This window comes from Pseudoalteromonas sp. S2893 (genome assembly GCF_005887105.1).
GTDB classification, from domain to species: domain Bacteria; phylum Pseudomonadota; class Gammaproteobacteria; order Enterobacterales; family Alteromonadaceae; genus Pseudoalteromonas; species Pseudoalteromonas atlantica.
The window spans coordinates 84138-104369 of the sequence record NZ_PNCY01000002.1 but is presented as its reverse complement, the minus strand read 5'-3'; the positions used below and the strand labels follow the sequence as shown (position 1 = coordinate 104369).

Annotated in this window: 16 protein-coding genes; 8 read left to right on the top strand and 8 right to left on the bottom strand. The window is 40.5% G+C overall.

Features of this window, described 5'->3' with window-relative positions:
- Nucleotides 1-46: 46 nt before the first annotated feature.
- Nucleotides 47-1426 (top strand): AmpG family muropeptide MFS transporter, encoded by a 1380-nt coding sequence (locus CWC04_RS01245; protein WP_138684418.1) that lies wholly within the window; start codon nucleotides 47-49, stop codon nucleotides 1424-1426.
- Nucleotides 1427-1497: 71 nt separating this feature from the next.
- On the opposite strand, the gene CWC04_RS01240 is transcribed toward CWC04_RS01245, so the two are convergent.
- On the bottom strand, nucleotides 1498-1737 hold the full coding sequence (locus CWC04_RS01240) for a helix-turn-helix domain-containing protein (protein ID WP_004587151.1): 240 nt from the start codon (nucleotides 1735-1737) through the stop codon (nucleotides 1498-1500).
- A 499-nt stretch (nucleotides 1738-2236) separates the two neighbouring features.
- Between CWC04_RS01240 and CWC04_RS01235 the strand changes: the two genes are divergently transcribed.
- Nucleotides 2237-2425, top strand: coding sequence for a hypothetical protein (locus tag CWC04_RS01235; RefSeq protein WP_004587152.1), 189 nt, complete (start codon nucleotides 2237-2239; stop codon nucleotides 2423-2425).
- 48 nt (nucleotides 2426-2473) lie between these two features.
- Here the strand turns inward: CWC04_RS01235 and erpA are convergent, their stop codons facing one another.
- Nucleotides 2474-2812 (bottom strand): iron-sulfur cluster insertion protein ErpA, encoded by a 339-nt coding sequence (gene erpA / locus CWC04_RS01230; RefSeq protein ID WP_002958911.1) that lies wholly within the window; start codon nucleotides 2810-2812, stop codon nucleotides 2474-2476.
- A 248-nt stretch (nucleotides 2813-3060) separates the two neighbouring features.
- Between erpA and CWC04_RS01225 the strand changes: the two genes are divergently transcribed.
- The 5 genes from CWC04_RS01225 (at nucleotide 3061) to CWC04_RS01205 (ending at nucleotide 9633) form a co-directional block, all read left to right on the top strand.
- Nucleotides 3061-4743 carry a chloride channel protein gene (locus tag CWC04_RS01225; RefSeq protein WP_055252948.1) on the top strand — a complete coding sequence of 561 codons (1683 nt, stop codon included), beginning with the start codon at nucleotides 3061-3063 and terminating at the stop codon, nucleotides 4741-4743.
- A 7-nt stretch (nucleotides 4744-4750) separates the two neighbouring features.
- Nucleotides 4751-5185 carry a CopD family protein gene (locus CWC04_RS01220; protein ID WP_024034304.1) on the top strand — a complete coding sequence of 145 codons (435 nt, stop codon included), beginning with the start codon at nucleotides 4751-4753 and terminating at the stop codon, nucleotides 5183-5185.
- A 116-nt stretch (nucleotides 5186-5301) separates the two neighbouring features.
- On the top strand, nucleotides 5302-6318 hold the full coding sequence (locus tag CWC04_RS01215; RefSeq protein ID WP_138684417.1) for an aspartate carbamoyltransferase: 1017 nt from the start codon (nucleotides 5302-5304) through the stop codon (nucleotides 6316-6318).
- A gap of 35 nt (nucleotides 6319-6353) precedes the next feature.
- A complete protein-coding gene (gene hemL, locus CWC04_RS01210; protein WP_138684416.1) occupies nucleotides 6354-7634 on the top strand; it encodes a glutamate-1-semialdehyde 2,1-aminomutase in 1281 nt (426 codons plus the stop codon).
- 157 nt (nucleotides 7635-7791) lie between these two features.
- Entirely contained in the window at nucleotides 7792-9633 is a 1842-nt protein-coding gene (locus CWC04_RS01205) for a methyl-accepting chemotaxis protein (protein WP_138684415.1), read from the top strand.
- A gap of 62 nt (nucleotides 9634-9695) precedes the next feature.
- Here the strand turns inward: CWC04_RS01205 and mrcB are convergent, their stop codons facing one another.
- From mrcB to CWC04_RS01185, 4 genes are all read right to left on the bottom strand, one after another.
- Entirely contained in the window at nucleotides 9696-12038 is a 2343-nt protein-coding gene (gene mrcB, locus CWC04_RS01200; RefSeq protein ID WP_004587160.1) for a penicillin-binding protein 1B, read from the bottom strand.
- A 148-nt stretch (nucleotides 12039-12186) separates the two neighbouring features.
- Nucleotides 12187-13416 carry an ammonium transporter AmtB gene (locus CWC04_RS01195; RefSeq protein WP_004587161.1) on the bottom strand — a complete coding sequence of 410 codons (1230 nt, stop codon included), beginning with the start codon at nucleotides 13414-13416 and terminating at the stop codon, nucleotides 12187-12189.
- A 12-nt stretch (nucleotides 13417-13428) separates the two neighbouring features.
- Nucleotides 13429-13767 carry a P-II family nitrogen regulator gene (locus CWC04_RS01190; RefSeq protein WP_004587162.1) on the bottom strand — a complete coding sequence of 113 codons (339 nt, stop codon included), beginning with the start codon at nucleotides 13765-13767 and terminating at the stop codon, nucleotides 13429-13431.
- A gap of 221 nt (nucleotides 13768-13988) precedes the next feature.
- The gene (locus CWC04_RS01185; RefSeq protein ID WP_138684414.1) at nucleotides 13989-15209 is read right to left on the bottom strand and encodes a GGDEF domain-containing response regulator; all 1221 of its coding nucleotides are present in this window, start codon (nucleotides 15207-15209) and stop codon (nucleotides 13989-13991) included.
- Nucleotides 15210-15546: 337 nt separating this feature from the next.
- Here CWC04_RS01185 and CWC04_RS01180 point away from each other — a divergent pair, with 337 nt between their 5' ends.
- Complete coding sequence (locus tag CWC04_RS01180; protein WP_138684413.1) at nucleotides 15547-17064, top strand: S10 family peptidase; 1518 nt, start codon at nucleotides 15547-15549, stop codon at nucleotides 17062-17064.
- Between the two features lie 24 nt (nucleotides 17065-17088).
- On the opposite strand, the gene CWC04_RS01175 is transcribed toward CWC04_RS01180, so the two are convergent.
- Both CWC04_RS01175 and CWC04_RS01170 read right to left on the bottom strand, forming a co-directional pair.
- Entirely contained in the window at nucleotides 17089-19335 is a 2247-nt protein-coding gene (locus CWC04_RS01175; RefSeq protein ID WP_138684412.1) for an ATP-binding protein, read from the bottom strand.
- Nucleotides 19322-20092, bottom strand: a complete 771-nt coding sequence (locus tag CWC04_RS01170) for a phosphate/phosphite/phosphonate ABC transporter substrate-binding protein (RefSeq protein WP_249326011.1) — start codon at nucleotides 20090-20092, stop codon at nucleotides 19322-19324. The genes CWC04_RS01175 and CWC04_RS01170 overlap by 14 nt, the downstream gene beginning before the upstream one ends.
- Nucleotides 20093-20232: the final 140 nt, after the last annotated feature.

The following is a 20232-nucleotide window of genomic DNA, read 5'->3' as shown; positions in this document are numbered from 1 at the left end:
ATCACTGAGGTGCAACTAAGTTGCACCCAACGCCAATGAAGGCCCTATGAGCAAAACCCTCTCAGTAAGCGAATATTTCTCGTATTTTAAAGATAAACGTTTAATCAATATTTTTATATTTGGTATGAGCAGTGGTTTTCCATGGGTACTGATTGGATCTGTGATGTCGGCTTGGCTAAAAGACGAAGGCCTAAGCCGCAGTATGATTGGCTTATTTGGTATTGTATTTGGCGCATACAGCATTAATTTTATGTGGTCGCCGCTTATTGATAGAACCAAACTGCCGTTATTGTACAAGTGGTTTGGGCAACGTCGCAGCTGGATTTTATTTTGCCAAAGCTTTATGTTTATTGGCACCCTGCTTTTAGCGGGGCTTGATTTAAAAGCAAACTTAGCGATTGCCGCCGGCTTGTGTTTACTCATCGCAGTCGCCTCTGCCACACAAGACATAGCAATTGATGCTTTTAGAATAGACACGTTAAGCGAAAACGAATCTCATAAAGCCACTGCAGCTGCTGCTATGGCCACATCGGGTTGGTGGACAGGTTACGCATTACTGGGGGCTATTCCTTTTTACATGGCCGATATCCCCTCTTTAGATTGGCCACAAGTGTATTACTTTTTAGCCGCTGTTATGTTGATACTAATGAGCGGCGTGTTGTTTGCCAAAGAGCCTAAATCAAACCGAGAAGCTGTTCACGCAGAGCTCGAGCGCGTATACCTTGAAAAACTAGCCAGCATTAAACAAACGCCCTTTACTAAGGTGATAGCTTGGCTTGGCGTTACAGTGGTTGATCCCTTTAAAACCTTTTTTGCTAAAAATGGGGTTAAAACAGCCTTTGCCTTATTAGCATTTATTTTCTTATTTAAAATAGGCGAAGCTTTTTTAGGGCGTATGTCGATTGTTTTTTATAAAGAAATAGGCTTTAGCAACAGCGATATAGCTACTTTTTCAAAAGTAGGTACTGCAGTACTCACCATTGCTTTTACCTTTGTGGGCAGCTTGTTCAATCAAAAGTACGGCATTGTAAAAGGGCTATTTATAAGTGGTGTAGCTATGGCGGGGTCTAATTTAGCATTTTCGGCTATTGCGCTGGTTGGCCCTAATTTAGGCTTATACGCTTTTGCTATTGTAATTGACGGCTTTACTCAGGCTTGGTCGTTAGTAGCTATGGTGGCATTTATATCGATGTTATGTGACCGGGCATTTAGTGCAACACATTATGCTTTACTGGCTTCGCTTGGGAATTTAGGGCGTACATTGCTTTCAAGTTACAGTGGTGTGGTTATTGATGATTGGCTAATGGGAAATTGGGCATTATTTTTTGTGTTAACGGCATTAATGGTAATACCTTCGCTGGTGTTTTTATATTTGATTAGGCATAAACTCTATCAGTTAGAGCAAAATTACCATAAAAATATGTAATGCATCCCTGCATTAACGTGATTTGCTTAGGCCGTTCAAGTGCCCCTTATAACACCCTAAGCAAAACAATATTAATCCGCTTTAATTAAGCCTAGCGCTTCATGCGGATCAACTTCAAGTGCATTACAGTAACGTACAAACTCAATAACATCTAAGCGGCGTTCTTGATTTTCAATCTTACCGATAAATGAGTGAGGTGTTCCTAGCACTTGTGCCAGGCTACGCATTGTATGACCCTTTTCATGGCGTTTTGTTTTAAGCCATTTAGTTAGCTTTTCGTTTTCTTCAGAAGAAACAGTCTTGCCCATCATTTTACATCTCCTACTAGATGATATGACATACCCGTCAAAGCAGTAGTCACACAATGATTGGAGGCATATAAGCAGATACCCACTACATTATTCAATAGCAAGCTATTGCTTAAATAAGCAAAGGTATTGCTACTTATTCAACCTACCAATCTATTCAGTGCTAACCCGCAAAAATAGGATATAGGTTTATTTTTATTAAGAGTGAAATTTTGCCCGTCTCACTCTTGGATACATTATATACTATTAACAGTTCGGTTAAATAATTAATTACATAGTTTGCATAAATTCACCCAACCACTAACCTTTACTTATGCTGAATATTTAAGTTAACGTACCAAAAATATTAGGTTTTTTCCTAAAAAATTAATTGTAAGATAAAAGCACTTTGTTACAAATTAACGTGCGAATAACCTTGCTGTATTGATGTTTAAACAACAGTAAGGGTAAAAAAGTTCCCATAAATAACGTTTTTCCCTAACTGAGGGACTAAAGAGGAAGTATGTTTAGAGTCTTATTTTTGTTGCCTATTTTACTATGCTTTTTATGGTTTTTGTTTTTACGTCACTACGGAGTACCCATTAAACAAGGTAAAAAAGGCTTTTTATACATACTTGCCTTTTCTGCTTTTGTATTAGGCTTTTTTGTATTAATAATGCAGTTTACCCATTACAGCCCAATTGAATTTTAGGCATTAAAAAAGCCGCTAACGCGGCTTTAATAGCTAAGCGTAAATTGCTTAAACGCTAAAACTTGCACCACACCCACAGGTAGTCGTTGCATTAGGATTAGATACAAAAAAGCGTGCGCCTTCTAACCCTTCGGTGTAATCCACTTCGCCATCAACTAAGTACTGAATACTCATTGGGTCAATAACCAGGGTTACACCATTTTTAACTATTTCTAAATCGCCAGGATTTGCTTTTTCATCAAAAGTAAAACCATATTGAAAACCAGAACAACCACCACCTGTTACGTAAACACGCAGTTTTAAATCTGGATTTTCTTCTTCGTCGATTAACTGTTTAACACGAACAGCAGCTGCATCGCTGAACTTTATTGGTAATTCTTCAGACATTTTAAAACCCTCAATATCGCAATGGCGTGATTATCTAATACCCGAGTGTTTTAATCAAGTATAGTCAAACATCTCTTGTGCTATCTTAGGCTTTTAACTATTGCTTTAACCGATACGATAGCAAAATGTGTTTTCAGTGATTGCTGTAATATTTGTTAATATAAGTGTTTAAAATTGCAAAATCACAAGGACTTACCTGCACACTTTTGTTAAACTGCTCGCTGAAAAAATGTGGCGGAGAATACAGCATGTGGCTTGAGCAACTCAGGCGTCGATTAGCAAAACCAAAAACCTCTGTGCAATTATGCTTATTAGGCGTAAGTGCTGGTTTAATTGCTGCATTTTTTATTATTTTATTTCGCTTAACAATTCTGTTTTTTCAAAGCTTATTTTTAGACACTCCCGATAATTTTACGACTATCCCCACTCTTGAACGGGTTTTAATGCCGTTAATTGCTGCGCTACTGATTGCTACATTTGCTGCATTTACTGGCTTTAAGCACTACCGATTAGGCATTCCTTTTGTTATTCATCGCATTAAACGCCACTACGGGCAAATGCCGCTTTACAACACCGTAAACCAATTTGTTGGTGGTGCACTGGCACTTATTAGTGGTTTTTCGGTGGGCCGCGAAGGGCCATCTGTTCATATGGGCGCCACTGGCGCAAGTATATTAGCCGATAAACTTCATTTACCGCATAACGCCATGCGTACATTAAGTGGCTGTGGCGTCGCCGCTGGTATTGCGGCCTCGTTTAATACCCCACTGGCTGCGGTTATTTTTGTAATGGAAGTGGTGCTACGTGAGTACAAAGTGCATATTTTTGTGCCAATTATGCTTGCCGCACTAACTGGTGCATTAGCAACCCAATTTGTGTTTGGTGAAGGCTCAGAGCTTGCACTTATTAGCATTACGCCATTGAGTGGTTGGCATTACCCATATTTAATTTTATGTGGCATGGCCTTAGGGGCAATTGCCTATAGCTTTAATCAAAATTTAATGCTGATCATAAAAACATTTAAACCTTTAAGCATGTTTCCTCGTTTACTCATTGCAGGTTGTATTGCGAGTATTATTGCCTATGCAGTGCCCCAAGCGATGGGTTCGGGTATGAGTGCGATTACTATTGCGGTTGAATCGCCTGAAAACGCGCAGCTACTTACCACTATTTTAATAGCTAAACTGCTAGCGACCTTGTTTGCCATTGGCCTAGGAATACCGGGTGGCTTAATAGGCCCCGTTATTGGGCTAGGTGTATTAACAGGTACTTTAATGGCATTTTTTGCCCAATTTATAAGCCCAGGTGCTGACATTGCAGGCACATACGGCGTATTAGGAATGGCAGGATTACTCGCAGCTACATTACATGCGCCGTTAGCAGCATTAACAACTGTGATGGAGCTTACGTCCTCGCCAGAGATTATTGTACCGGCCATGTTAGTGATAACGACCGCCTATGTAACGGCGCTGCAAGTATTTGGCAATCGGTCTATATTTTTGCAACAGCTTGATTTTCAGGGGCTACCTTATCATGTATCGCCCGCAACGGAGGCGCTACAAAAAGTGGGTATAATGGATGATATGGATGAGGACTTTAAACTGCTTTATTCAGACGATAAAGAGCAAATTAAAAACACCTTAGACGCCATGGACAGCCAAACCCCTTTAATAGTTTACGATGAAGAAAACGGCTATCGCCTAGCAGAGTACGACCTTACCCTGATGTCGGGCGAAAACATAAATATAAACTACATTAGTTTACAAGGCATTAGCAGCCAGTCGACCTTAGCTGATGCCTTTGATATTTTAAAAGATAAACGCAGCGGCGCCCTGTATGTATACAACTTGCTAGATGATCAGCAAATAATGGGGCTATTACGCTGGGATCAAATAAATAATATTTTAACTATTCGTAACAGCCTACTTTAGGATTCTTATGAGCGCTTTACTAATTTATAAAACACTGCACATTTTTTTTATGATTGCTTGGTTTGCCGGTATTTTTTATTTACCTCGGTTATTTGTATACCACGCAATGAGCGAAGAAAAAGCCTGTAACTCAATGCTTAAAGTAATGGAGCGTCGGCTACTCTTTTTTGTTACCCCGTTTGCTATTTTAACGGCCGTTTTTGGTGTATTGACTATTGTAGAGTATGGCCGTGAGTGGTTTAGATACAGCATGTGGCTGCACTACAAACTGGTTCTGGTCATTATTTTATATCTATACCACGGCTACTGCTTTAAATTACTGAGCGACTTTAAACACGACAGAAATACCAAAACGGACCGTTTTTATCGTATTTTTAATGAGCTCCCAGTTATTGCACTGCTAATTATTGTTGCGCTTGCGGTAATAAAACCTAATTTATAAGCTGTGTAGCGCATGTTAAACTGCGCTGCAATTTACAATACTTGCTATAACACGCGCGATTGCGTGCCCCATTTTTATGGATTATCGCGCCCCTTTGATTGATTAGGAATAACCCCATGTTAAGTTTCCAAGGTGAACATATACTGTCGGTAAATCAACTCGACAGAGACTGCATTGAGCGTATTTTTGCAGTAGCGAAAAAAATGGAGCCTTATGCTAAAAAACAAAAGCAAACAACAGTGCTAGAAGGCGCTATTTTAGCTAATTTGTTTTTTGAACCAAGCACGCGTACGCGTGTAAGCTTTGGTACTGCCTTTAATTTACTAGGCGGTGGCGTGCGCGAAACAACCGGCATGCAAAGCTCAGCACTTGCTAAAGGCGAATCGCTTTACGACACTGCGCGTGTTATTTCGGCTTACGCTGATGCTGTCGCTATGCGCCACCCTGATGCAGGCTCGGTAAGCGAATTTGCAGACGGTTGTACCGTACCGGTAATTAACGGTGGCGATGGCCCAAACGAGCACCCTACTCAAGCTCTACTTGACTTGCTTACTATTGAACGTGAACTCAACCGATTTGATCAAAACATTGATGGCATGCATATCGCCTTAGTTGGCGATTTAAAATATGGCCGCACAGTACATTCATTATCTAAATTATTGTGCCATTACAAAAACGTAAAATTTTCGATGGTGGCGCCCGATGGCCTGCAAATGCCAACGAGTATTTTAGATGCGGTAGAAAATGCAGGCCATAAAATACAATTAGTAAACAAAATGGAAGGGAACTTAGCAGCCGATATTGTGTACCAAACACGTATTCAAGAAGAGCGCTTCCCTTCACAAGAAGAAGCCAATAAATACCGTGGCGGCTTTAGAATTAGCCAATCAATTTATAACGCGCACTGTAAGCCAAACTCCGTGCTTATGCACCCGCTGCCACGCGATAGCCGTTTAGAAGCTAATGAGCTTGATAACGACTTAAACAGTAACGACAATTTAGCTATATTCCGCCAAGTACAAAATGGCGTATTAATTCGTATGGCACTGTTTGCTTTAACCCTCGGCGTAGAAAACAAAGTCGAGCAACATGAAGTAGACGTACCTTGGTTTAGCCGCAAACGCGACAGCTAAACACTTTTACCAAGCGACAACTAATAGGATTTTTCATGACAATTAGCCAAGATTTATTTAATCGTGCACAAACTTCAATTCCTGGTGGCGTAAATTCACCTGTACGTGCATTTAACGGTGTTGGTGGCACGCCACTATTTATTACCAAAGCCGAGGGTGCCTTTACCTTTGATGCCGATGGCAACCGTTATATTGATTACGTAGGTTCGTGGGGTCCGATGATCATGGGCCATAACCACCCAGCTATAAAGCAAGCTGTTCACGAAGCGGTAGAAAACGGTTTAAGTTATGGGGCGCCCACTGAAGCCGAAATTTTAATGGCCGAAAAAGTAAAAGCGCTTGTTCCCTCAATCGAAAAAGTACGTATGGTAAGCTCTGGTACCGAAGCCACAATGAGCGCCATTCGCTTAGCACGTGGCTATACAGGGCGTGATAAAATCCTTAAGTTTGAAGGTTGTTACCACGGCCATGCCGACTCATTATTAGTAAAAGCAGGCTCTGGCGCATTAACCATGGGTGTGCCAAATTCACCTGGTATCCCTGAGGATTTTGCAAAACACACGCTTACTGTATCGTTTAATAACCTTGATGAAGTAAAAGCTGTATTTGAAAAATACGCAGACGATATTGCCTGTATCATCGTTGAGCCAGTAGCGGGTAACATGAACTGTATTCCTCCTGTAGAAGGCTTTTTAGAAGGCTTGCGTGCAGTATGTGATGAGTACAAATCGGTGCTTATTTTTGACGAAGTAATGACCGGATTTCGTGTTGCATTAGGTGGCGCTCAGGCGTATTACAACATAAAACCTGACTTAACATGTTTAGGTAAAGTCATTGGCGGCGGCATGCCTGTTGGTGCCTTTGGCGGAAAAACCGAAATTATGGATTACATTGCGCCAGTAGGTCCGGTTTACCAAGCCGGTACTCTTTCTGGTAACCCTATTGCAATGGCTGCGGGTTTAAAATCGCTGGAGCTATTAAGTGAGCCAGGTTTGCACGATAAGTTAGAAGCTATTTCTAAAGCTATTTGTGATGGCTTTGAAGCAGGCGCTAAAAAAGCAGGCATTCCTTTAACCACTAACTACGCTGGCGGTATGTATGGCTTTTTCTTCACTAAAGCTGAAAAAGTAACCACTTATAAACAAGCTACAGAATGTGATTTAGAACGTTTTAAACGCTTTTTTCACCTAATGCTTGAAGAAGGCGTTTACCTAGCACCTTCTGCATTTGAAGCAGGCTTTGTGTGTGCTGCGCACACAGAGCAAGAAGTACAAGCGACTATAGAAGCTGCTGAGCGCGCCTTCGCTAAGCTATAAGCATCCAATACATGTGTTAATAATGTGCGTTATTAACTCTGTAGTTAAAAAAAGCCCTTACGGGCTTTTTTTATTTGTGCGTATTGATAATTGAATGGTTTTTAGCCTTTATACGGTCTCACTTTTTAGACTCACTTTTACCCCACAAGAGAAACGTATGACGAGCTTAAGGCACTTAGCAGCACCTGCTATATCATTAATGGGCAACTTAAAATATAAAACTAAAATTGGTTTAGTTTTTGGTATTTTATTATTACCCCTTGCGCTTAGTTTGTTTTTTTTAGTCTCTTTATTAAGCGAGAGTATAAGCGTCTCTCAAATGCAAAAACAAGGTTTACTGAGCTACAGAGACATTCTTGCAAATCAAATGCAGGGTGAAACCTATAAAAATGTAAAAGTAGCTAAAGCACGTGGTTTTAATGTAAAAGATGAGCAAATGAATGACGTACTTGAGCTGGTTTCAATACAGTCTAATTTGGCCTTAGATAACCAACTTGCGAGTGCTTATGTTAATCGCGCATTAGTTACGCCTATACCTGCGCTTATCATGCAGATAAATGCGACAGCGCAAAGCGCTAATACTGTTCTTACTAATCAGCGTTTTACACCAGAGACTTTTATTGCGCTTTCAAACTTAAGTAAGTCGCTACCTTTGTACCAGCAGCAACTCGATAAAATACTTACAATTGCCACCACGGCCGATGCATCTGTAAATAAAGCACTGACGCCCTCTCTCACTAATTTACATAACGCCATAGCCGCTTTTAAAACAGCCATTGATAAAAAGCTGCTTGAACCAGATGATATACAGCTTACACAAAACGAATTTGCAGGGCTCACTAGCCAAGTGCTTAGTCGTATTAGCCAACTAATTGATAAAAGCATCCCTACCCTTGAATCGCTAATAAATGAAAAACTGAACACGCAACGCTTGACAAGAAACACTGTATTAGCTGCATCATTAATTAGTTTATTGATTGCATTTTACTTAATGGTTGGTTTTTATTTTGCGGTAGTTGATACCATTAATCGCTTTGCCGAAGCTGCGCAAAGCGCAGCAAATGGCGATTTAAATGCAACAATTAGTTCTAGTACCAATGACGAGATGGATATTATTGCAACTCGCTATAATGTATTACTAAGGGCTATTTCTCACTTATTACACGACGTAAAAGCAAGTGCATCAGCACTTAGTAGCTCCACGGAATCACTCTTTCAAGCAAGTAGCCAAACAAGCCTTGATGTTGAAAAACAGCAAATACGGGTAAACGCTATTCATGATGCACTAAGTAATATGGAGCAAAGTGCAGTGAGTGTAGAAGAGTCTGCTAATCAAGCGATGTTAACAGCACAAGATGCCGCGCAGCATGTAAAGCAAGGCTCTAACAACACCATGGAACTAGCCAAATACATGCAAGACCTTCAAGTTGAATTTACCGAAAGCCAACAAGCCTTAGATAGACTAGCTCAAGATAGCCAAGAAATTAGTAAAGTAAGTAAAGGTATTAGCGAAATAGCCGATCAAACTAACTTACTTGCACTTAATGCCGCCATTGAGGCAGCACGAGCCGGTGAACATGGCCGTGGTTTTGCCGTGGTAGCTGATGAAGTAAGAACCCTTGCACAGCGTACACAAACTCAAACCCAAGAAATTCACCAAATTATTAGCTCACTCCAGCAAGCTTCTGACGATACACAACAAAAAATGCGCTCAAGTGTCCAGAAGATGGAACAATCGGTAAACGCCGCCACCGAAACAAACGATATTTTACAAAGTGCAGAGCAAAGCATGGGCGATATAAAACACCAAGGCGAAGAGATAGCACTGCGGGTTAAAGAGCAATCTAACGCAACCACTCAAGCATTAACTGATTCGCAAGAAGTAAGTAACTTAGCAAATCAAACTCTTCTCTCTGCGCAATCTACACTGCAAGACGCACAGCAACTTAGTCAGCTCTCTGATGACTTAACTAAATCAATGCAGTTTTTTAAATCTTAATAGCTAAGCTAAATATAATAAAACCGCTGAGTTAGCGGTTTTATTATTAAGGTTTTATTTTATTAGCGTATACACTGCGGTCTAGGTTCAAACTCACTGGCTCTTAGTGGTAACTGAATGACTTTTCCACATCCGGGCGGTGCTTGTAAACCCGTTCTTTCATTGACGAAAGCCCATCTTATTGATGGCGGGCGTGTATCTGCTATTGCTTCAGGGTTGAGCGGTTTTAAGTAACGAATATAAGCTTCTAAGGCGCCCACACTCCCTGTTAAACCGGTGCTTCTATTATCGTCTCTACCAAGCCATGCAACGGTCACTGTGTTTTGATCAAACCCTGCAAACCAGCTATCACGTAAATCATTACTAGTGCCTGTTTTCCCGGCAAGCTGAATTGATGGAAAGTGTAAGTTTAGACGCTTAGCGGTGCCGTCCTTTGTTACTCGCTTCATGGCATATTTAGTCATATATACAGCGTCTTTTGCAAAGCGCGGCTCAGACTTAACTTTATGCTTATACAAAACGTTACCTACCGAGTCTGTTAGCGCAGATACAGAGGTAAGCTCTCTATACTCGCCATCTGCTGCGATAGTGGTATAAAGCTGGGCAACCTCAAAGCTCGACATTTCTACAGCACCAAGTAACAGCGAGGGGTATTCATCTATATTACCTTTTGCGCCTAATCCTTTGAGCGTATTTGCTACTTTATCAACACCTACATCTAGGCCTAAATTTACCGCAGGAATATTAATACTGTTACTAAAGGCTTTATAAAGTGGTAATGCACCTCGGTATTGGTGATCAAAGTTCTCAGGTTGCCACACTTTACCTTGCTCATTTGTTACCTGCACAGGGGAGTCATCAAGTAATGTGGCTAAGTTATAATGTGGTAACTGCAGGGCTGTTAAGTACACCGCGGGTTTAACTAAAGAGCCAATATTTCGTTTTGTATCGAGCACTCGGTTGAAACCTGAGTAGCGAACATCGCGCCCCGACACTAATGCCGACACACCGCCTTTTTCTACATTAACTGAGATCATGGCTGCTTCGAGTTTGTCGGTGTTAGGGCGTTTTTCTAAATACGGTAAACTTTTTTGAATGGACTCTTCCATCGCCGTTTGTTTTTGCAAATCAAAGTAAGTAAATACACGCACGCCGGCATCTAGTGTTTTTTGATCAGGTAATAACTGCTTAAGCTCACGGTTTACAAGTTCTAAAAAGCCAGGGTATGACTTTTGTAAACTTGCTTTCATAGGCGCTATATCAATTGGGCGTTTAAGTGATGCACGGTATTCTTTTGTAGTTAGTAGCTTGTTTTCAACCATTAAGCGCAGTACTAGGTCGCGACGCTCCATAGTGCGCTCTTTATAGCGTCGAGGATTGTAATACGAAGGCCCTTTGACCATCGCCACCAACAGCGCTATTTGGTCATATTCCAGCTCATCAACAGGCTTTGAAAAATAAAACTCAGAGGCCAAGCCCATGCCATGCACGCCTTGGTTGTAAGACTGACCTAGGTAAACTTCATTCAAATAGGCTTCTAAAATCTGATCTTTTGAATAACGGTAATCTAGAATAAGCGCAATAAATGCCTCATTTATTTTACGCACTAAAGAACGCTCACGCGTTAGGTATATATTTTTTGCAAGCTGCTGCGTTAAGGTGCTGCCACCTTGCACGGTACGCCCTGCTTTAATGTTTGAATAAAGCGCGCGCAAAATAGAAAATACCGACACACCATGGTGCTGATAAAAATCCCGATCTTCTACCACTAATAACGTGTCTTTCAACATAGGCGGAAACTTATCAAGCGGTACAAACTCTCTATCTTGCTTTGAATCATTTCCAATTCGAGCTATTTGCACAGGCTCTAGGCGAGCGCTGTTTAGGCGCCTGCCAAATTTATCTTTAATGGTTGCTACCTTTTGCCCGGCAAAACGCAGCTCAATAATGTGCGATTCTTCAAGGCCATCATAAAACTCAAAGTCGCGTCGGTAAATTTTTATGCTATCGGCTGTTTTTACAAACTGCCCCGTGCGGCTTAGCCTATTAACTGATGAATAATTTAGGCGCTCAAGCTCCCACACAACCTCTTGACTAGATAAAAACTGCCCTGGGTAAAACTCCATTGAGCGTGCGTATACTTGGGCAGGTAACTGCCATTTATTACCTTCAAATATACGTGTTGTTTTTGAATCTAAATAAATAAGATACATGGCCATAGCAATAAAAACAGCTAAGCTCAATTTCCAAAAAACAGACCATGTTTTTCGCATAAATGTGCGTTTAACAACAGTGTTTGACGTTTTTTTAGTCGTTTTTGATTTAGCTTTACGTGGCGAGCTGGTTGCTTTAGGTGCACGCTTAGGAGTGGTTTTACTACTGGGTGTTTTTTTGTTGTCAGCCATTTAAGTGTAATTTATTCCAAGGTTTATTCACGAGTGTGAGCTTAGCATATTGGGTATAGCCTAACACCTGAAAAGTTAACCTTCCCTGAAACGAAAAAAGCCCTACCAAGGTAGGGCTTTGTGAACACAATGATTAATCTATTTAATATTAGTTACTGCGAACAGATACAAACTCAGGATAAGCATCAACACCGCAATCGTGTTGGTCCATACCGCTTAGCTCTTCTTCTTCGGTTACGCGAATACCCATAGTTTGCTTTAAAATAGCCCACACAATAAATGAAGCTACAAAAACAAAGGCTAAAATAGTCACTAAACCAATAAGCTGTGTTACAAAGTTTGCATCGCCGTTAGATACAGGCACTAACATAATACCTAACGCGCCACATACACCGTGAACAGAGATAGCACCTACTGGGTCATCAATCTTCGCTTTATCTAGAGCTACAATGCTAAATACAACCAGTGAGCCACCTAAAATACCTAGTAAACACGCCATTAATGGAGATGGTGAAAGTGGGTCTGCTGTAATAACAACTAAACCTGCTAATGCGCCGTTTAATACCATAGTTAAATCAGCTTTACCCCACAACACTTTACATACAAACAGTGCAGCAATTGCACCCATTGCCGCTGCGGCATTGGTGTTAAGTAAAATTTGACCTACAGCTGTTGCATTTTCTTTATCTGAAAGAAGTAATTGCGAACCACCGTTAAAACCAAACCAACCCATCCATAAAATAAACGTACCTAATGTAGCAAGTGGTAGGTTAGAACCTGGAATTGGGTAAATTTCACCGTTTTTACCGTATTTACCTTTACGAGCGCCAAGTAAAATAACACCTGCTAAAGCAGCTGCAGCACCAGCACCGTGAACAATGGCAGAGCCTGCAAAATCAACAAAGCCCATTTCTGATAAGAAACCGCCGCCCCATGTCCAGTAACCTTCCATTGGATAAATAAAGCCAGTTAAAACAACTGCGAATGCTAAGAAAGCAAATAACTTCATACGTTCAGCCACAGCACCCGATACAATCGACATAGCCGTTGCAACAAATACTACTTGGAAGAAAAAGTCAGATTCTAAAGAGTGGTCAGCATCGGCCGCTTGCGTGCCAATTAATGCGCCAATTGAAGGGATAATACCGCCTTCAGCGTTGTCTACATACATAATGTTGTAGCCAACTAATAAAAACATGGTACATGCGATAGAATACAGCGCCACGTTTTTAGTTAAAATTTCAGTGGTGTTTTTAGAGCGAACTAAACCCGCTTCTAACATGGCAAAACCTGCTGCCATCCACATTACTAATATACCCGACACCAGAAAATAAAAGGTGTCGAGTGAAAATTTGAGTTCTACAATTGTGTTTTCCATTAATCAGCCCCCTTAAATTGCTTCTTCATCAAGTTCGCCCGTACGAATACGCACAATTTGATCTAAGTCGTACACGAAAATTTTACCGTCACCAATTTTGCCTGTTGATGCAATTTTGGTAATTGCTTCAACTACGCGTTGGCAATTTTCAGTACGAGTAGCAATTTCAAGTTTGATCTTTGGAATAAAATCTACCTGATACTCTGCTCCACGATACAGCTCTGTATGGCCTCGTTGACGTCCAAAACCTTTAACATCAACTACGGTCATCCCTTCAATACCTAAATCAGCGAGCGCTTCACGCACATCATCTAATTTAAATGGTTTTATGATTGCACTAATCATTTTCATAGTGGCCCCCTCGGACGCTTTATTGTTATCCTGTTGGCTTACATAATCCAACCTTTGTGCCACTATTAAAAAACACTTAATATCAATAAGATAAGCATGAGTAGTAAATTTAAAACAAAAAAAACGCACCATCAAGGTGCGCTTTTTTAACAACTTAGCTACATTGGTGCATCATCAAAAGTGATGCCCTACTAGCTTGTAATTAGTGTTATTTTTTATATTTACACAACACAGTTTCGGCCATTGTTTTTGGCTTCGTAAAGGGCAGCATCAGCGATGCGCATGGCCTGAGTTAAATCAGTGTTTTGAAAATCAGCAACACCAATACTGATGGTGATAGAAAACGGTTTTTCATCGATTAAAAATTCATGTTTAGCGAGTTTTTTTCTAAAGCCTTCTAAGTACTCTCGCCCACGCGCCGTATCTATATCATCTAATATAATGGCAAACTCTTCGCCGCCCACCCGCGCAACGGTAAACTTAGAAAACGTAGTTTTAATTAACGTGGCTACCTGCTTTAGTGCCTGATCGCCCGCTTCGTGGCCTAAGGTGTCATTAATATTTTTAAAGAAATCTATATCGAGTAATGCAAGCGTGTTTTGCTGTTGTTTTTTTAATAGTTGCTCTGCATATTGGTAAAAATAACGGCGGTTATACATACCCGTTAAATAGTCTCTGTATGCACTTTCTTTAATATCCGCAATCAGTGACAACTGCTCCATTGTTTGCATAACACGACAGTGAAACTCTTCATTCATAAATGGCTTTGTTAAAAAGTCGTTGGCACCGTATTTAATAAACCGAGCCGATAACCCATGTTTACCTGCCCCCGAAAGCCCGATAATGGCCAAATCATCGCGCCCTCTAAAATTACGCACCGCTTTAACCAGTTCAAAGCCATCCATTAATGGCATCGCATAATCGGTCATGAGCAATTTTATATTAGGGTTACTTTTTATTATTTCGAGTGCTTGCTGACCATCTTGCGCATCGGTTACATCAAATAATTGCTTTTCTAACATTTGTTTCATTAAGGAGCGGCTTAGCATTGAATCATCAGCAACCAACGCCTTACAGCCTTGATTTCTCAGAAGCTGAGCTACTAACTTGATAGCGTAATGGTATGAATCGCGATTGTCTTTTATTACGTAATCAATAACACCAAGCTCTAGCATTTGTTGGCGCTTATATTCATCAATTTTTGAGGTAAGTACCACAGTAGGAATGGCGTGTGAAAGTGTGAATTTAGCGACCTCGCCATTAGGTGCATCGGGCAAAGTTAAATCAACTAAAGCCAGCGAGTATTTATGTTTCTCAATATAGTCTTGGCATTCATTTAATGACCAGGCAAAATCGACAGCGACATCTAAATATTGAGCCGATAAGTGGCGTAGCACCTGCTGCACTACTTTACTGTCTTCAACCACTAATACTCTTTGCATAAACTTCTCTTTAATCTTGTTATTTTACGTACTTAAACTTGCACTAAAGCGACAAGTTATGAAAAACATCCAATAAAGTTCTGTTTATGAAGCCAGTAAGTAGGCTAAGTCCATTAATCTAAGCGCAAGGCGTGTATTTAATTTAAATACAAAGTCGACCAAATATACTTGATTTTTTGGCTAAGCTAAACACGCTAAGATAAATTATCCCTAAATAAACAATGTCGGCGTGTATAAGCTTAGGCTTAACCAGTATTATCGACCATTAATCTCAATACTTTTGTTATTTGTGTGTTTTTTATTTTAAATAGCACCTAAACAAAAATAAGGAACGACAATGAAGCTTGTCAAATTAACTCGTTACACCTTAGCGCTTGCCATCGTATTGCTTAGCAGTACTGCAACAGCAGAAAACCAACGAAAAATAGACATTGATAGCCACGTAGTCACTAAGCATAAAGCTAAAATTAATGGTGAACGCTTTAGCTACACAGTTAAAACAGGCACTCAGCCGGTGTGGAATGATAATGGCGATACCATTGCCACATTACAATATACCTATTACACACGAGATAAAGTCGATAACACCGCAGCTCGCCCATTACTGATATCGTTTAATGGCGGGCCTGGCTCTGCATCTGTATGGATGCACTTAGCCTATACTGGCCCACGCGTATTAAAAATTGATGACGAAGGCTACCCCATTCAGCCTTATGGCGTAAAAGATAACCCCTACTCAGTATTAGATGTAGCAGATATTGTTTATGTAAATCCGGTAAATACAGGTTATTCACGCGTAGTAGAAAACGCCAAAGGTGAAATGCTTTCGAAAGAGCAACAAAAAGAGCACTTTTTTGGTGTGAATGCCGACATAAAATACTTAGCTGAATGGCTAAATACCTTTGTTAACCGAAACGAGCGCTGGCGCTCACCTAAGTTTTTAATTGGAGAAAGCTACGGCACTACTCGTGTATCAGGCCTTGCCCATGAACTACAAAACAGTCAATGGATGTACATTAATGGGGTGGTATTAGTATCGCCGACCGATATTGGTATAAAACGCGACGGTCCTATAAAAGCGGCTAATCGCTTACCTTATTTTGCTGCAACTGCGTGGTATCACAAAGCACTGAATAAAAACTTGCAAGAAAAAGATCTCAATGAACTTTTACCCGAAGTAGAACAGTTCACTATTAATGAGCTTATTCCTGCCCTCGCTAAAGGTGGCTTTATCGATGCCGATAAAAAACGCCAAATAATAAAGAAGATGGCCGAATATGCAGGCCTTTCAGAGCAGTTTGTAGCGCAAAACAACTTAGATATTCCCACTCGATTTTTTTGGAAAGAACTTTTACGTGAGCGCGGACAAACTGTGGGACGTCTAGATTCGCGCTATTTAGGTATTGATAAACGCGATGCTGGCGAATCACCTGATTACTGGGCTGAGCTTACCTCTTGGCTGCACTCATTTACGCCTGCAATTAACTATTACCTGCGTGAAGAGCTCAACTATAAAACGGATGTAAAATACAACTTATTTGGCAATGTTCACCCATGGGATCGCAGTAAAAATAATACCGGCGAAAACTTACGTTTAGCGATGGCGCAAAACCCGTATTTAAACGTCATGATTCAAGCGGGTTACTACGATGGCGCAACAAATTACTTTGATGCTAAATACACGTTATGGCAGCTTGACCCAAGTGGAAAAATGAAAGACAGGTTAAGCTTTAAAGGGTACCGCAGCGGCCATATGATGTACCTACGACATGAAGATCTTAAGCTTTCTAATAACGACTTACGCGACTTCATTTTAAGCTCCCTACCCGCTAAAGGGCAGGCCGCTAAATATTAATTAAAAGGGCCATTACATGAGGCATTAAGAAGATGCCTCATGTTTATTACAGTACACTTTTAACTGTGTAACCACTTCATTAAATCCTGTTTGTAGTGCAAATAATAACGCTTCATCGACCTTATTTTGCGCGGCTAAGCTTTCTATCTGCTGGCAGGTATCACTTAACTTTAACGCTGCAACCGATTTAGCAGATGACTTTAAACCATGCGCCTGAAAAGATAAATCGGCATAATTTAAACTATGTGTATATGCTTCAATTAATTTAACTTGCTCATAAGCGGTCTGTAAAAACGCCTGAAAGACTAAACAATGTACATGCGTATCTTTTCCTAACATCGAAAACAATAAAGGCATATCTAATTGACTGTACATAGAGCTTGCTTGCGCTGTGATTTGCAGCGGCTGTGTATGCGAAGGAACAATGCCTTGCGAGTGTTTCATCAACAGTGCTTTTAGGCTTTCAAGCTCTATCGGTTTAGTTAAAAAACCGTTCATCCCAGCGCTGTAACAATCTTGAATGTTTTTTTCCATTATGTTGGCCGTAACAGCAATAATTATGAGCTCATTGAATTGTGTATTTTTTCGGATTTTTTTAGCCAATTCAAGGCCATTTAGCAACGGCATTTGAATATCGGTAAGTAGCATATCGAAGGACTTATCTTGGAGCATTTGCCAGGCCTGTTCACCATTATTTGCAAACGTTGAATTAACACCAAGCATGGTCAGTTGCTGCTTTAAAACCTGCTGATTAGTCAGTTGATCTTCTGCCACCAGCACATTTAATACTGGGAGTTTACCTGTGGCGGAGTCTGCGGGCTCACTGCTGGGGTGATTTATCGGTTCATCAGCTTGTATAGTGGTTAAAGCGCTTTCTTTAAAACTATTAAAGCTAATGGTAAAGCACGCGCCTTTATTTATTTGGCTATTTACTTGTAGCTGCCCTTGCATACGCTCTACAAGCTCTTTAGTAATAACTAAACCTATGCCCGTACCATGTGTTTTACTGGTCTCTGCCCCTAGTCTATCAAAGGGTTTAAAAAGCCTTAAAATATCATCTTCTGAAAAACCGCACCCTGTATCTTCAATATCAATATTACAGCGGCTTGAATCAGCAATCTCGCAGCGTATATCTATTTTACCTCGCACTTTGTTATATTTTATTGCGTTGGAAAGTAAATTAAGCAGTACCTGTTTAAAACGGCGCTTATCTACATATAAGTAAATACCTTCAAGGGAGTCAATATTGTGAGTATTTATAGTAACAAGCTCAACTCTGGCAAGTTCGCTCACCATTTCAATACTATGCTGTAGCATGTCTTTCACGGGGGCATATTCAAAATTAAACTGCATATTCCCCGATTCAATAGAAGTTAAATCTAGCACGTCGTTTATTAGTAAAAGTAAATGCTCACCAGCTTGGTAAATACTTTGCGCATTGTCTTTGTGTACCTCGGTTGCTTTACTGTCATATTGATAAAGCTGAGCTAACCCTAAAATAGCATTTAACGGCGTTCTAAGCTCATGGCTCATACTCGCCATAAAGTCAGACTTAGCCTTACTGGCCGACTCGGCTTGAATTCTCAGCGCGTTTACTTTTTGATGATTAGTAGCAACCTCACCGGCCATTTTATTAAATGCATTTATGACGCTGCCAATCTCATTTTTTTGCTGAACGCTAACGTGGCAATCAAAGTTCCCTTTAGCCAGTTTAGAAAAGGCGACTTCGAGCGCCCGTAAAGGGCTGGTAATTCTATAATCGACCAACCAAGCTAAGCCAATAAAAAACACCACAAGTATAAAAAACTGAATATAAATTAACGTGTAATGTAGCTTGGCCGCTTCGTTTATTTCGTCTACAAAATTAACGACTAATGTTATTTCAGCCAAAGGTTTATCTAAAAAAGTAATATGTTCATTTAACGTAACATTGCCCTGCTGCGCTAACAGCTGCCACTCATCTAATGGATATAACTGATTACCTGTAGTCGGCTCTACTACCCTAATTGCTTTCCAATTAGGGTTTGTATTAAGTTGCGCGTCTATTTGCTCATACAGCTGTGCGTATTGACGCGTTAATAAAGGGGTTTTTATTGATGTGGATAGTTGCTGTAAAGAGCGCTGCGCTGCGCTAGAAAGGCCATCGTTTACCCACCTAGCTTGCTCTGGCAAAGCGTAAAAAATAAATAAGCATATTAATAAAAAGCCAAATGCCATTACCGCAATAAAGCTTTGAACCCTTAGGCTGCGCCACCAGTTAATTTTCAACATAAAACGAGCGTAAACCCCATTGCGTTAATTGTTTATAATCGTCAATGCTTGCTTTACTTGGGTTAATTATAGGAATACCCGCTAGTAAATGTTTTTGTTTAGGGTCGCTCCCTATTTCTATAATTGCTTGTTGAACTTGCGCTTGTACCTGATTATTTACTCTAGGGTGAACCACAATGGGGTGGCGGCTAACCTTCCGCGTTTTGTAAATAACTTTTAGCTTTTGCTGCAAATTTTGAGGCTGTTGCTTTAATGTGCCCATTACCCCGCCGCCGGCAGGCGTTGCGTTAAGTGCCACATTTAAATAAACAGATGAGTGCGTTTGTACATACACAGGCTTTATTGTTAAGCCATACAATAGGGCAAGCTCCGCCCGCATTAATAAAGAAGCGCCTAATGCATTAGGCGCAGGAAAAGCAATTTCGGCGCCTTCAAGCTGCTTAACGGATTCAATATTACTGTTTTTATTGACCACTAATACGCCTTGCAAATGGCGCGCAGCATCTTTCACTATCGGTAAATAGCCTTGCTTATCGTAAGCAATCACACTATGCCATGGGTTCATATAAGCAAAATCGTAATCGCCATCTGCAAACCCTTGCTCAAAAACTGGGATTGATTCCACGGTAACAAGCTTTAGTTGCACGCCTGTTTTTTCGGTTACTTTATTAAGAAAGGGCTGCCATATTGCAGTGAGTTTTTGAGGCTCATATTGCGGAACTACACCAAAAGTAAAGGTTTGAGCATAGACACCCATACTATTGAATAAAAAAAGCAAAACAACACTACACTTCATATTAGTCTTACCGCTGCAGGTTTATGACTATAAGCATAGTTAACGAGTGACTAACGCACCATTTTTATTACGTAGAAATTAAGAGGTTATTTAATTTAGGA